Origin of the sequence: Lyngbya sp. PCC 8106 (genome assembly GCF_000169095.1) — a bacterium.
Taxonomy (GTDB): domain Bacteria; phylum Cyanobacteriota; class Cyanobacteriia; order Cyanobacteriales; family Microcoleaceae; genus Capilliphycus.
The window spans coordinates 1-12787 of sequence record NZ_AAVU01000083.1 but is presented as its reverse complement, the minus strand read 5'-3'; the positions used below and the strand labels follow the sequence as shown (position 1 = coordinate 12787).

At 38.2% G+C, this 12787-nt stretch carries 18 protein-coding genes; 5 read left to right on the top strand and 13 right to left on the bottom strand.

Annotation, left to right across the window (positions count from 1 at the left end; all coding sequences use genetic code 11):
- Positions 1-114: 114 nt before the first annotated feature.
- From L8106_RS28560 to L8106_RS28530, 7 genes are all read right to left on the bottom strand, one after another.
- On the bottom strand, positions 115-567 hold the full coding sequence (locus L8106_RS28560) for a hypothetical protein (RefSeq protein WP_009786217.1): 453 nt from the start codon (positions 565-567) through the stop codon (positions 115-117).
- Between the two features lie 11 nt (positions 568-578).
- Positions 579-1064 carry a hypothetical protein gene (locus L8106_RS28555; RefSeq protein ID WP_009788059.1) on the bottom strand — a complete coding sequence of 162 codons (486 nt, stop codon included), beginning with the start codon at positions 1062-1064 and terminating at the stop codon, positions 579-581.
- A gap of 99 nt (positions 1065-1163) precedes the next feature.
- A complete protein-coding gene (locus L8106_RS28550) occupies positions 1164-1496 on the bottom strand; it encodes a hypothetical protein (RefSeq protein WP_009788058.1) in 333 nt (110 codons plus the stop codon).
- A 57-nt stretch (positions 1497-1553) separates the two neighbouring features.
- Positions 1554-1778, bottom strand: a complete 225-nt coding sequence (locus L8106_RS28545) for a hypothetical protein (protein WP_009786220.1) — start codon at positions 1776-1778, stop codon at positions 1554-1556.
- A 91-nt stretch (positions 1779-1869) separates the two neighbouring features.
- Positions 1870-2091: a hypothetical protein gene (locus L8106_RS28540; RefSeq protein ID WP_009786221.1), complete on the bottom strand. Its 222-nt coding sequence runs from the start codon at positions 2089-2091 to the stop codon at positions 1870-1872.
- Between the two features lie 110 nt (positions 2092-2201).
- On the bottom strand, positions 2202-2498 hold the full coding sequence (locus L8106_RS28535; protein ID WP_009788057.1) for a hypothetical protein: 297 nt from the start codon (positions 2496-2498) through the stop codon (positions 2202-2204).
- Between the two features lie 91 nt (positions 2499-2589).
- The gene (locus L8106_RS28530; protein WP_232228618.1) at positions 2590-2901 is read right to left on the bottom strand and encodes a hypothetical protein; all 312 of its coding nucleotides are present in this window, start codon (positions 2899-2901) and stop codon (positions 2590-2592) included.
- Between the two features lie 118 nt (positions 2902-3019).
- Between L8106_RS28530 and L8106_RS31845 the strand changes: the two genes are divergently transcribed.
- Positions 3020-4372: a glycosyl hydrolase 108 family protein gene (locus L8106_RS31845; protein WP_009788055.1), complete on the top strand. Its 1353-nt coding sequence runs from the start codon at positions 3020-3022 to the stop codon at positions 4370-4372.
- Positions 4373-4441: 69 nt separating this feature from the next.
- Here the strand turns inward: L8106_RS31845 and L8106_RS28520 are convergent, their stop codons facing one another.
- A complete protein-coding gene (locus L8106_RS28520) occupies positions 4442-4723 on the bottom strand; it encodes a hypothetical protein (RefSeq protein ID WP_009788054.1) in 282 nt (93 codons plus the stop codon).
- Between the two features lie 57 nt (positions 4724-4780).
- On the opposite strand from L8106_RS28520, the gene L8106_RS28515 reads away from it, so the two are divergent.
- From L8106_RS28515 to L8106_RS30130, 4 genes are all read left to right on the top strand, one after another.
- Positions 4781-6130 carry a hypothetical protein gene (locus L8106_RS28515; protein WP_039897503.1) on the top strand — a complete coding sequence of 450 codons (1350 nt, stop codon included), beginning with the start codon at positions 4781-4783 and terminating at the stop codon, positions 6128-6130.
- Between the two features lie 156 nt (positions 6131-6286).
- A complete protein-coding gene (locus L8106_RS33310; RefSeq protein ID WP_198013014.1) occupies positions 6287-7267 on the top strand; it encodes a hypothetical protein in 981 nt (326 codons plus the stop codon).
- 3 nt (positions 7268-7270) lie between these two features.
- Positions 7271-8977 carry a hypothetical protein gene (locus L8106_RS33305; protein WP_009788052.1) on the top strand — a complete coding sequence of 569 codons (1707 nt, stop codon included), beginning with the start codon at positions 7271-7273 and terminating at the stop codon, positions 8975-8977.
- 60 nt (positions 8978-9037) lie between these two features.
- Positions 9038-9571 (top strand): HU family DNA-binding protein, encoded by a 534-nt coding sequence (locus tag L8106_RS30130; RefSeq protein ID WP_009788051.1) that lies wholly within the window; start codon positions 9038-9040, stop codon positions 9569-9571.
- 493 nt (positions 9572-10064) lie between these two features.
- Here L8106_RS30130 and L8106_RS28500 read toward each other — a convergent pair whose 3' ends face one another.
- From L8106_RS28500 to L8106_RS28480, 5 genes are all read right to left on the bottom strand, one after another.
- Complete coding sequence (locus tag L8106_RS28500) at positions 10065-10388, bottom strand: hypothetical protein (RefSeq protein ID WP_009788050.1); 324 nt, start codon at positions 10386-10388, stop codon at positions 10065-10067.
- Positions 10389-10429: 41 nt separating this feature from the next.
- Positions 10430-10669 carry a hypothetical protein gene (locus tag L8106_RS28495; RefSeq protein ID WP_198013013.1) on the bottom strand — a complete coding sequence of 80 codons (240 nt, stop codon included), beginning with the start codon at positions 10667-10669 and terminating at the stop codon, positions 10430-10432.
- On the bottom strand, positions 10666-10986 hold the full coding sequence (locus L8106_RS28490; protein WP_009788048.1) for a hypothetical protein: 321 nt from the start codon (positions 10984-10986) through the stop codon (positions 10666-10668). The genes L8106_RS28495 and L8106_RS28490 overlap by 4 nt, the downstream gene beginning before the upstream one ends.
- A 51-nt stretch (positions 10987-11037) precedes the next feature.
- Entirely contained in the window at positions 11038-11436 is a 399-nt protein-coding gene (locus L8106_RS28485) for a DUF6876 family protein (protein WP_009788047.1), read from the bottom strand.
- Between the two features lie 199 nt (positions 11437-11635).
- A complete protein-coding gene (locus L8106_RS28480; protein ID WP_009788046.1) occupies positions 11636-12520 on the bottom strand; it encodes a hypothetical protein in 885 nt (294 codons plus the stop codon).
- Positions 12521-12787: the final 267 nt, after the last annotated feature.

Genomic DNA, 12787 nt, shown 5'->3' with positions numbered 1-12787 from the left:
AAATTCCATTAACTTCTACCCAATTATCCATTGCATTTCCCAAGAAACATCATGCTCGGAAAACGGTAGAAAAAAAATAAAGCCTAGAGTTTTCCCTAGACTTTCTTGAATTAACTAACCCAGAACAACTCGAACTTTATCTTTCATTTGCTCGATATTGCGTTTGGTTCCGCGAGACTTACCATCCCAAATAGCAAGTGCATAGTCAGCCTGGGAGTGCATGGCAATATCCCGCTTTGTATAGCCGCCGAGAACGTTAACAGTCTTCCACCCGCCGATATTATTTCTCAAGACACGGGAATAGAAAACTGTAACTTTCTGATAATTACAACTATACAAATAAGCTTGAACTAAACTATCAATTCCATAAGCATCCCCAATCAGGATTTCAGAATTGAGTTTGATAAGTTTATTAAGCCGAGACTTCATTTCAGCATTAAGAGATTGAATAGAACGAGAGCCAGAAATTACAACTTTCATCTTCTTAATTTTAGAAACATCTTCCCCTGAGAGCGGTAGTTTATGATGATGGGTAAAAAAATAAGCCTCAAATAGAGACTTATTCATTTAATTTATACTTAATCGCCAGGCATATTATACTTGCTCAAAAACTGGTTACGGCCTTGGAGGTCATAGTCATATTTCTTGAGTTCAATGAGTAAATATTTAACAAAATTGATTGCTCTCAAGATTACCTCAGCGTGTTGTTGATAGCCTTCTTCATATACAATCACGGTTGGGACATCGAGTTGGTTATCCTGTAGTGCAAAATTATATAATTCAAGTGCTATCTGTTTATGAGCGGGGAGTTTTGGAGAAATAGAACTATGCCAATCCCAGGGCCGAAGTTTCACACCTTCCCAGATTAGTTGCCGGAGTTCTTGAGCAGATTTATTCCACTCAAAGAAGTTATACTCCTTTACTTTCTCTGAACGATGCTTCCCAATCATAAGATAGCGATAACCAACAATATCGTCATCCTCGGGAAATTCATTCATATTCCAAAAATCAATCATGTCTTCGGAATAAATATGAATGGTTGTGCTTAGGAGATTATTTTCCATTTGCTCGATAGCCTAAAAACATCACTTCCCTTTGCGGTAGCTTTCCCTTAACTATCTATAAAAAAAGAAACCCCTATTTCTAGGAGTTTCCGTGTTCAATTAGTACATAGGCTCGTCAGTTTCAGCAGTTTCTTGGTATTGCTGATTGCCTGATGCACTGGAATTCTGAGATTTACTTTGGTAGTATTTCTCGCGAATTGCCAATAACTCTTTCTCGGTATACTCAAGTTCTTTAATGAACTCTTTCAACTGAGGAAGTGTCATCTCGTGGACTTCATGCTCAGACCATTCTTCATCAAAAAGCTTGTAGAGTTGAAGCCCTTTGAGTTCGCTATCCTTATTCTCCGATTTCCAAGCAGACCAGGCAAGGATACGGAGAGCATCAACCAGAGTAGTTTTCTGTTTGGTTGATTTGGAAGGAATAGTAATCATAGGAAAAGTCCAAAAAACATCATTTCTCTTTTGCGGTAGCCGTCTCAGAAGTAATTGTTATTTAAGTTCAATTTCCCATACTGAATATCGAGCAAAACAAATTGTTAAACCCGGAAAATAGACTAACACTCCATCTGAGAATATTCCAAATACAATCCCCGTCATTCCCCGATAATTAATCTTTCCTGTTGAGTCTAATCCAATAATTCGGACTTTCGCACGTTTCTTGAACTTAGGGTAAAGCGGTAACTCCAATTGAGTAAATTCAGGTTGCTTTCTCATGTTTAGTTTCCTAATAAAAAAAGCCCCCGCTTGGAGGCTCAATGTTAGGCTATTTAAATTAAAAACTATGCAACATTCTGTTCGATAATATTCAATCAATCGCCAAAATAAGGAAAACCTTCATTTGTTCAAGATTTTCTAAGCCACGCTCAGTTAGAGAACTGCTAAGATTACTCAGTTCATTAACCTTCTCAATTGCATATTCATAATTATTATCATTGTCAGGATTAATATTCAAGATTTCACAGAACTTATGAAAGTGTAAGTTCCATTGCAAAGTATTGATAATTGTCACTAACTCAGAAGTTTCCATGATAATATTTTCCCAAAAAATCAACTAAAACATTAAAACGGTAGGAAAGAAAAATTCTTAAAGCAATCTTATTACTACTCTATAAAAATAAAGAATAAGCACTAAACAAATTATTTTAAAATCAAATTTGGATAACATCCAGACTTTAAGACTTGAGACTGAGTTAAATACCCTTTCTTAAAAGCTTGTTCAATTCCCCTTGAAATTACTAACCAATCCAAAGCTATCATTAAATAAGGCACTGTACTATTGCTAGAACGCTCTCCAAAATCATATTCCCAAACTCTGGGTTTAACCTTTGTACAGCAAAACCAATATTCAATAGCACCTACAACCCAAATAAGCTCTAGCTTCCCTGTCCTTGCATCCGCCTTCACCCACTTAATCACCACTTCTTTCTCTGGCAAGAATTCACTCCTTTCATAAGATATCAATCATAAAAAAATAGCCAATAACATTATCTGCTATTGTTGCAAATAACGCTATTGACTTGCTATGTTATCTCAGAGCTTTAATTAATTCTCGAACCGATTGAGAGCTTAGTTCTCTGACCTTGAACTCAAGTTTAAAGTTGGGGTTACGCTTTGCAGGGCGAAGTTCTTCGCAGTGACCATCAAGGGTTTGGGTAATATTCTTGAGTTGGGAATATTCTGTTTTAGATTTGCAGCCAATGTAGGTAATAAAACTTTCAAATCCAGATTGTTCTTCAGGAATCTCAGACCATCCAAACTTATTGCTAAATGTTCCACAGATAATTACCCGTTTACTGAACTGGACTACTTGAAAGTTTCCGTGTGGAGATGATTTCAAAATTTTCCCATCTAAGCCAGAAAATTTGATAGAATTAGTAATCATGTGCAAGAAACCAAAACATCACAAAAATCAAGCGGTAGTCTAAAATAGATTATCGCTTCTTTTTACATAGCTAATGACTTCACCAATCACTTCAATTAACTCCAATAGTTTCAAAAAAGCCCTTGAATTAACCTTGAAATGGGAAGGAGGTTCATCTAACCATCCGGCTGACCTGGGAGGATTAACTAATTTTGGAATTACTCAAACTTCTTACTCTACTTGGAAGGGCAGAAAATCTGATTGTGTTTCTAAAATATCAAAGCAGGAAGCCGAACAATTTTACTTTGAAGAATGCTGGCTGAAAGCTGAGTGCGATCGCATAATTTTACCGCTAGCAATCGTACATTTTGATACAGCGGTTAACTTTGGGTTGTGGGGTTCAATTCAATTTTTAGCTGAGTCTCTTAATATTTCTACAACTCAAGACAACTTAAAAAATCTGGTGTTTGGCAAATTGAGCGATATTAAAACCGTCAGTGATTTCCAGAAAATTGCCCTCAAGTATTGTCAAGGAAGAATTCAGTATCGACATCAACGAGTTCAAGAAAAACCAGATCAGGAAGTTTTTCTAGAAGGCTGGTTAAATCGGGATAATAACTTACTTGAATTGATTTCTAATCTCAATACAACCTTGAGTTTAAGAATCATTAAACCAACAGTCATTAAGTTGAAGCCTATTCAATCAACAGAGTTATCAGATTTAGAGAAAGTTCAAGTTTCCTCACCCAGAGTATTTTCAATCAACTGTTACGAACGAATTAGAAAGCACGTTAGAGTTTACGTTAATGATGAGGATGAACCTTTTAAAGGAAAACCAATCTGGTATATTTTTGAGGAGCATTGCCAAGTTTATGAAACTCCCGATGATTTAATTTCTGGTTCAGACTTGATTATTCCAAAATTCAAGAAAAAAGTTCAATTAAATATTTCGTATAAAAGTCAAACGGATAACTTCTATAACCCAACCGGAGCCTGCAACGTTACCAGCGTCGCCATGTGCCTCGAATATTTCAAAGCTCAACGCAATCCCCAATATTCTAGGTTTACTCAATTTGAGGATGAGTTGTATCAGTATTGTTTAGATAGGGGCTATTCTCGTCAAAATCCTTACCATTTGGCGCAAGTGATTCGGGATTATGGTTGCCAAGATAAGTTCACTGAATATGCTCTTATTGAACAGGTAAAAGATTGGATTGCAGAGGATAATCCCTGTATAATTCACGGATATTTTACAAGCTTCGGTCACATTATTGTTGCGGTTGGATATGACGAAGATGGTTTGATTGTTCACGACCCCTATGGGGAATGGTTCTCTACCGGATATCGAACTGACTTAACGGGAGCTTATTTACATTATTCTTATGGATTAATTAAAAAAACCTGCATCCCAGATGGGAAATTTTGGGTTCACTTTGTTTCTAAATAGATTATTGACAACCGGAGTTAAACAAGAGCAAAGGCAAGTTATACTCACCCCTGCTCTATAAACTATGAACTAAATACGAGCTAAGATTTGCCCGATTTTGTCGTAGTCTTCATCTCGCTGATCATCATAAACTCCGTAACCGGAGCCACAATAATACAAAACGCCAAATTGAGCAGGCATGAAAATAAAACAGTAATTCCGATAAAGGAAAAACAAATCTCCTAGATGGGGCTGAATATGTTCTCGGTTTAATTCTAGCTTTTCAGAGAAAGCTTTAATTGTTGAAACATTAGACTTTGGTAGCTTAGGTTTAGCTTTACAACCAAACTTATAGGGAATCCGAATCGACATAAATCACCTCTAAAAACTAATCATTCAAAAAAAGCGATAGCAATTTATTCTAATACAATGAAACTAACTTACAAATATTTAAAATCTCGGATCATTAACAATCGCTGGATGGGAAAAGATGTTTTGGAAATTGGGGAGGATATAATCTCTATGACGAATAGAAAACTTAACAATATTTCTCCATTCAGAGCAATCATTAACTCAGATTTAGCTGCAATGGTTCCAATTAAATCACTAGCAGAAGAAGCACTCTTGTTTTCAGACTTATCCGTTATTAGCTCCTTGCTTACCCTTGAAACTTGCTACGGGATTAATAGGGCTTTTAATAGCAAAACTCACAAAAACTCATCATCTTATGGGCAGAGTAAACTCAACTCAACCTTGCCTTCAGATAATGATAAATACTTCTACTCCCAAGCAACTGAAGTCTGGAATGAAACCCTCAATATTCCTACTCTTGATACAGATATTAATGAAATCAGAACATCTATCAAATCATCCGTTGGAGATGTACAATCTAGCATTAGTAATAAAGTGATGTCATTTCAAGAGAAGTTTGGTATTGGGTTTATTGAAACTCAAATAGAATCAGTTAAAAGTCTAGCTGAAGCTTCTGAAGGTAAAGTAGAATCTCGCTTGAGAACTCAACTTAGTCGGCTGAGAAAGCTATTTAAGTCCATGCAGCCTATCGATAATTTTCCAGTAGAATCTAGTTTTAGTTCAGGCTCTATTAATTATATTTCACCTAAAATTTTACCCCGCTTAACTGATGTTGTAGAAATTGTGAATAAACTTGCAAGTTGGTTTCTATCAATATTTTCAATCCCCTCTGGAATATTAGAAGCTCTCTCTTATGCTGTTACTTCAGTTGTTTGTAAAGCAATTGGTTCTGTAGGTGCAAATGCTTGTCGATACTTAGCCGCAGGAGTATTCAAATCCTCTCCACAGTTAGTTCCTGCCATTGCATCTTCAAGTGGAACTTTATTCGCCGGGGTTTGGGCTACATTATCAGCTTATGCTCCTTATATTGCTATCATTGGGCTATTGATTTTAGTCGCTATTAAGTGGAGTAAACAAACAGAATTAGGAGATTTTATTTATTTACTAGGAACCAAACCAATTATTGAAGGTAGAATACCCGACCCCGACTTGGGATTTGCCACTGTTGCTGAAATGAATGAAGCAGAAATTAGAAGCTATATTCTAGAATTTGCCAATCGTATGATAGATGAAGGAAGGACAACTTATGAGAATTTCTGGGCGTTTGTTCTCAATGACGATAATCAAATTACTCTCTGTCTAGACTTGAAGAATTTGTCAGCACCTATTCCAGTGAAAGATGAAGCCATAATTTCTAGTCTTTGGGGAAGTTTTAGGCTCTTTCTTGATGAGTTTTCCGAGGACTAATTTCAATATTAAATTAGCGCAAACTTGCGGCCCGGCGGTTTCCGGCGAGAGCAAAGTTTGCAAGAGAGCGCAAACTCTGTTGGGTGGGTTCCCCGACTTGAAAGAAGTTTGCAAGATACAGAACTCAACAACAAAATTAAACTAGAGAATTAAATCATGCCAATTATCTTTGAGAATATTAGATACTCAGACAGTGGTTCCGAGGGCAGAATTAATACCATTGCTACCTTTCGAGTTTGGAAATGTAAAGAAAGGCGATTAAGCAACGGCCCAACTGTTGTACTCAGAAATACAATGTTAGCTGCCTTGCATCCAACTAAAAAGTTTTGCATTGGGGAGATTGAGAAGAACGAGAAAAATCCTCAAACTTTAAATGCCTTCAAACCATCTGGAGTTCAAGATCCTTTCTTTCTAGATTTAGCATCAAATTCAAGAACGCATGGGAGATTTACCTTTACCCAAAAATCAACGATTGGCAAAAATTATTACGGTGAAGATTGGAAAAGGATAATTTATGGCAGTATTCTTCACACGGGCTGTAATCGAATGTTTTATCAACAAATGAAATATATTATCGTTGATGATGAACATCGCACTACGACTGGCAACCCACAAGACGACCCCGTTAATAAAACTCACTGGAACACGGGCGATTCCCACGCTAAAGCTAGCTACAGATTGATGCTGCTTTTAGAAGCTTTTCCTGACATTGAAGGGGAAGTTCCTTTTGACCCCACTAACCCTGATGAAATTCCGCCAGATTGGGGACTCGAACCAGACGATCCAGACTTAAAACATCCCCCATCTAATATCTCCGTGCAGTTTCGGGCATCGCTGAGGAATGAATGGGTGGCAAAGGGAACGTTATCTCACAATAGCGCCCTTGATGAAACAGATTATGACCTTGTTATTCCCTTAAGTTCTCTCAAAGGAAATAAACCAAACTTGGGCAACCATGAAGGAAAAATTGTGATTGGCGTTGTCCACGAAGCAGAAGAAAGAAGGGCAAAACCAGGATGGATGCTCTGGCAATGGTTTGATTTTGAGACATTAGAACAAGATAGTATTATTAGTAAACTTGAGGAAAAATGTCAAAACTTAGCAGGTGCTTTTAACTCAATTCAAAACCTAGCATAAATCATGCGAGTTGACCTGCAAGAAGCCCAAGCTGAACTAGCTGACTTAGATGATAATCCCGATGCTGAGGCGGAATATGCAAACATTGCTACTCGGGTTATTCAAGCAGATAGAAATGGCTTGTTATTGCTTCACCCCTACATTGTCAAAAAGGTAAAAGAACGCTGTCAGCAAATGTGGAAGAATTTAGCAAAGGCGGCGGGTGTAAGATTCTATTCTGTGATGTGTCTGCCTGACCAATATTTTGAGCGGTATCAAATGAAAGTACCGGACGGAAGTTGGAAATACAATCCCAAAGCCTTTTGTTCTAAGTCATTTAAGAAAAGTGAATATATTGTCTTTTGTAATCCCATGAGACACTGGGGTGATGTTCAACTCTGGCAAAATAAGCAAGAAGGAGCCTTTCGCTACGAATACGGAACTCTAGCTGCTACTCGGGAATTACTCTTAGAACTCGGACGAGATACTGACGGAGATTTTGTGCAGCTTATTAAAAGTAATACTTATCCAAATCTCAGAACTGCGATCGCTAATTTCCCCCAACCTCCCTCTGTTCAGAAACTACCTAAAGTACCATTAACGGGCAGTTTTCAGCAAATTGCGATTAATTCTATGAATGACTTAACAGGCGTAGTAGCTTCGTTGTTGGGAAGAACTCGGGCTTTGAGGGCAGAGAATATTATCTTGGCAATTCCGGGAGAATCAGAAGGAATGAGAATTGTTGATTTTCTCTCCCAGGAACTACAAATAGCAGTAGATAGTTTGAAGTCCGCTTATCCCAACAATGTCGAGGGTTTAGATGTGGTGAAAGAGTTCTTAAATGAAATAGGCGAAGATATTCAATGGCTGGCGGATTTAAAGTCGGATGAATGTTACTTTAGTCGTCCCTGTTTGGTAAACCCAAATTTGGAGGATACCGTGACCCGAATTGTGAAACTGGTCAATTCTTACTGGCGTTCACCTGACCTCAAAGAAGATTCTACGCCTCAGAGTTACCAAAATGTTCTATTCAGTACAGTAGAAGTAGACCTTTTTCAAATGCAAGCAGCAACCCAACATCGGGATGAATATCGGACTGAGATGGGGAATGCGATTAAGCATCGTGAACAAAATGATGGGGATGATAGGCTTATTAAACAAGTGGCAGAAAATGCCCGAATCAAACGAGATGAACTGCTCACAACGCCTAAAATAAATGGCAAATTGTACACCGGAGAATCTTGGGCCGCAGCATATTGGAGAGTTTCACATACTGCCCACACGGGAACAGCCGGATTAGTATTCTTGTTATTCCCTGATGAAATTATTGCTCAGTTAAACAATGTGAAACTCCCGGAAGCTTTAGTGATTAATTGCTACGCTGTTCAATATGGAAAATGGGCAACTCCCAGACGTGCGCCCTGGAAAGGTCAAGAGGTCGATGTGAGATGCTATATGCCCACAATTACGGGGAAAAAATACTTAGCCCTGGAGATGAAATGGGATGAGGCAAAAGTTCAAATCGGGTTTCATCATTTAGGGTTAATCGGCGATAAATCCGCTGCCTATGTTCTGCCGGGGTGGACAAGACGAATGAAAATCTATAGCACTGCATTTAAGAATGATAGATATCCAACAAAACGTTCACCCGAAGACCAAACAACTAGAGTTTATCTCTTTGACTTATCGATGAGTGACGAGCAAATTCAAGACTTTCTGAATTCTAAATAATAAACAAATCCCAATAAAACTGATACAATATTTTTGCTACTTGCTAATACATCAACTCAAATGGATACCACTTATATTCAGAATTCAACTGGATTCTCAGAAGCCACTGTACAGGCTGTTGTTGACTCTTTAATTAAGTTTGTTCAGCTAGAATTACGATCAGGCAATGAAGTCAAAATTCCAGACTTCGGTGTATTTTATCCCAAAGAGCTTGGCTCTCGTCCTAGTCGAAATCCCCGCACTGGAGAATCTATCATTGCCAAACCCAAAACCAAACCCAAGTTTAGATTTTATGACAGCTTTGAAAAAATGATTCAGGAGACTCTTGACTCCTCACCCGAATCTAAATCTCCTCAAACTCCACCTCCTGTTCCTGCTATTCCTGCTATTCCTCCTGTTCCTGCTATTCCTCCTGTTCCTCCTGTTCCTTCTAAAACCTGGCATATTGCCAAACCTGATGGTAAAACTGAGATGGCTTTACAGTCAAAGTTAAAAGGTAAAATTACCCCTGATACTCTTATTTGGTCTGAAGGTCAGGATGGTTGGAAAGCGGCTAAAGATGTTCCCGAATTAACTTCTCTCCTTTCTTCCTAGCTATCAACAATCGGTAGTTCGTAATCAAAGGAAAAATAAGCAATTTGAGCGTCGGGCTGCAACCTGTCCAATGTAAAAAAAACACCCCCCGATTTCGAGAGGAAATTTTTTCAAAGTTAAATTTGGAGTTCAAGAAAATAGTTGGTAATCTATTGTAGTCTAAAACTTTCATTTTTTCAACATTAAATTAGGTTGGAATTAAAAGAGTTTGAAGTCTTCAAAATCTTAACCGCATTTTCCAGCCGTAGATTTTTTTCATAAAACTTTCCAATTTAATGCGAATATACACCCGTCTTTTTTAAATAAAAAACCCTCCAAAAAAGGAAGGTTTATCAATAAGTAAGGCGTTATCAAAGGTAATTTGGAGATGTTATTTTCCAGATACCCAGGGTTGAATCTGAAAGCCATTTTCTTAAATGAAAGCTTTAAGTTCTCCAAAGGCTTTAAAGATTGTCACTATTTTCAGTATTCTCCTAAATTACTAATTATTGAATTAGTAAAGTTGTAATTGGCATTCGTTATCAACGACGAACTGTAGCAAATCAATTAACTCTGGAATCCTTTCTAAAACAGCTTCATAAAGTTCCGAATCCTCCGTTTCAATTTTACATTTGTCTGAACGAATCAAGTTTAGAGCATCGATAATTTTCTGACACTGTTCATAATTCAAATAAGGGGTTCGTTTGAAAACAAGACTTTCAAGTATTTCACCCGCTTCAACATTGGCTTTTTTTACTACATTAATGAGAGGAACCATTCCCATAGTGCTGAAGTAGAAATTTACCGCAGGTGTATACGCTGCAAAACCTAATCCCATTATTTTTTCCTCAAAAAGAATCAGCCAAAGAAAGCGGTAGATTAATCAGCCTTAGAATAAATTCCCCAACAATCATCGCAAGCATCGGGTAAGTCATCCGCAGCACCACAGCAATAGGGAACAATTTTTTGACAATAACAGCAGGTGAAAGTTTCCCCGGATTCACACCGATTTCTACAGTTTCTAGGACATTGACTAGGTTCACCACCATTAATAAGGCTAATTCTTCTAGCTTGTCGGATAATTCGTCCAAAAGTAATGCGCGAAGAATCGTACATCATTTGATTTTCCATTTAGAATTTAAGGCGTTCAATCGTTCCTTACACCAATTCATTGCAGGCTGATTATTTTGGAGTTGTTTTTCTGAAGTTTCTCCTAAGTTTTGATAAGGATTTAACAAACTATCAGTGTCTTTCCAAGACTCGTTCAGAAGTTGAAGAACTTCCAACAATCCCCGACGACGACCTTTGAGACTGGCAATGTGAAGTTTGGTTTGGAGCTTTTCTTGAGTAGCTAAACAATTTTGCAACTCCGATAGTTGAAGATTAATTTGCTTAACTTTTGCCAAAATCTGTCCTGCAAGTTGTTGTGAATTCATTGAATTAGGTAAGCCGAGTGCGACCCGGCAATTTCGCGATTAAAGTATTAATTAATATTCAGAAGGTACCATTAAAACCCAATATTTACCATTGGATTGCAGGTACAACGTAATTTCGGATAATGGAAAATCGGTGTGGTTAATTGTTTGACTGATTGCGGGTTCAGCATCCTTATCTTCCAAGCAAACCAAACAGGCAGACTGATCAGTATTCACTTGAAGCTTCCAAAACTGAATTTCTCGCAGCGCCGGATTCGATAATAATTTCCCGGTTTGATGGCTGGCAATAGCATCGAGTAACCAATAAGCTTGGGCTTCATCTGCAAGGAATTTCACTCCATCGGTGTAATAAAACCTCTTGAGCCAATGTGTATAATAGGTTTGGGTTCCGCAGAAACCCTGAAGGCTAGCTTTCAATTCTTCCGATGTCATTTTGACTGTCATATTCATATTATAAAAACTCCAAAAACAAGAAGCGGTAGCCTAATAAAAAGTTATAAACTTTAAGAATTAAAAATTAAAAATTATTTGCTAATGGCTTTTCAAAGAAAGCGTTCAACATCTTCAATTCCAATATTGGAGAAATTCGTACCTAAGATATCTGTAAAGCTAAATAAAATTCCCCACAGAATGCTATGGGGATTAGACTTTATTTCTTAGTGGTAACGCCATTTTTATTGGCAGATGGCTTTGCGGACTGCCCATTGGATTTAAACTCCGCCAATTGGGATTTCAAACTTTCCACTTCCACTTGCAGAGATTGAACTTGTTGATTTTTGGATGCAAGCTCCCGTTCAAATTGTTCAACCTGGATGCCCGCAGAAATTTCCCCGGTATGCTCAGATTCTTTGGATTCCAGTTCGACAAGTTTATTGTGAGCCTGAAGAAGCTGGTTTTCCAAATCATTGCGCTGCTGGTGCAAGGAATCTAACTGCTGTTTAAATTGTTCGGAGTTGGCTAACTGCTGCTTGTTGAGATTGATATAAGCCTCTTTGAGTTCAGCCTTTTGGCGCTCGTGTTCATTTTTGTAGAAGTTTAGTTCAAGCTGCAACTGGGGAAAGTCCTTAAGCTGTTGCCGCATTAAATCATTTTCGGAAGCTAGGGTCTTTATGCGATCGCCGGACACCGAAGTATCAGCCTTTTGATAGGCAAGCCTGTAACCTGCCACAGCCATTTGGCGCATGACAACCAAGTATTCCTCGGGAATGTCTTGCTCGTCTAATAAGCCATCATCTGTTGCCTCTAGGATTGCCGAAACTACGTCTTTGTCATTCTTACCTTGTTTGAGACTTGAGAGGTTGTCTTGCCTCCATTCTTTAAGCAAGTTGCAAATTGTATCGCTGCTTCCTCCAATGCCGTAAATGTGCTTAAGAGCCGATTGAACTGAACGAGTAACAATGCCTATACGGTTTTTCTGCAAGACCGCACAAGCGGTATCAACCATCTCTCGATCAACACTTGTGTATTGCCTAGACTGGTCTACCTTGAATCCTGCTAAATCCAAAGCCGTGAATGTGGTGGGTAGTTTTGTCATGATAGTCGCTTCGTTGCTAATTGTAAGGTTGACTTTACAAAAAATCCTCTAAATTATTTAAGGCTAACCTTACATTGTCAAGAAAGTCAACAAACTATTCACTTTTCTGGGATTTGTCTGGGGATTCTTGAAAAGCTATTGCTAATTCAGTGAGCGTACACTCCAATATTTCCAGTATCACAAGCATTTCAGCCGGAGAGAGTCTTGGATTTGCGTGGCCCCTTACCCAAGCGCTAACTGCCTGCCGAGAAAGCTTACGTCCTGAGA

Bases quoted from the DNA above. Each gene is read 5' to 3' on its own strand.
- L8106_RS33310 (WP_198013014.1), top strand. From the start codon at position 6,287: ATGCCAATTATCTTTGAGAATATTAGATACTCAGACAGTGGTTCCGAG.
- L8106_RS33305 (WP_009788052.1), top strand. From the start codon at position 7,271: ATGCGAGTTGACCTGCAAGAAGCCCAAGCTGAACTAGCTGACTTAGAT.
- L8106_RS28560 (WP_009786217.1), bottom strand. From the start codon at position 567: ATGAATAAGTCTCTATTTGAGGCTTATTTTTTTACCCATCATCATAAA.
- L8106_RS28485 (WP_009788047.1), bottom strand. From the start codon at position 11,436: ATGAATATGACAGTCAAAATGACATCGGAAGAATTGAAAGCTAGCCTT.
- L8106_RS28515 (WP_039897503.1), top strand. From the start codon at position 4,781: ATGAAACTAACTTACAAATATTTAAAATCTCGGATCATTAACAATCGC.
- L8106_RS28550 (WP_009788058.1), bottom strand. From the start codon at position 1,496: ATGATTACTATTCCTTCCAAATCAACCAAACAGAAAACTACTCTGGTT.
- L8106_RS31845 (WP_009788055.1), top strand. From the start codon at position 3,020: ATGACTTCACCAATCACTTCAATTAACTCCAATAGTTTCAAAAAAGCC.
- L8106_RS28555 (WP_009788059.1), bottom strand. From the start codon at position 1,064: ATGGAAAATAATCTCCTAAGCACAACCATTCATATTTATTCCGAAGAC.
- L8106_RS28490 (WP_009788048.1), bottom strand. From the start codon at position 10,986: ATGAATTCACAACAACTTGCAGGACAGATTTTGGCAAAAGTTAAGCAA.
- L8106_RS28500 (WP_009788050.1), bottom strand. From the start codon at position 10,388: ATGGGATTAGGTTTTGCAGCGTATACACCTGCGGTAAATTTCTACTTC.
- L8106_RS30130 (WP_009788051.1), top strand. From the start codon at position 9,038: ATGGATACCACTTATATTCAGAATTCAACTGGATTCTCAGAAGCCACT.
- L8106_RS28495 (WP_198013013.1), bottom strand. From the start codon at position 10,669: ATGATGTACGATTCTTCGCGCATTACTTTTGGACGAATTATCCGACAA.
- L8106_RS28545 (WP_009786220.1), bottom strand. From the start codon at position 1,778: ATGAGAAAGCAACCTGAATTTACTCAATTGGAGTTACCGCTTTACCCT.
- L8106_RS28540 (WP_009786221.1), bottom strand. From the start codon at position 2,091: ATGGAAACTTCTGAGTTAGTGACAATTATCAATACTTTGCAATGGAAC.
- L8106_RS28520 (WP_009788054.1), bottom strand. From the start codon at position 4,723: ATGTCGATTCGGATTCCCTATAAGTTTGGTTGTAAAGCTAAACCTAAG.
- L8106_RS28480 (WP_009788046.1), bottom strand. From the start codon at position 12,520: ATGACAAAACTACCCACCACATTCACGGCTTTGGATTTAGCAGGATTC.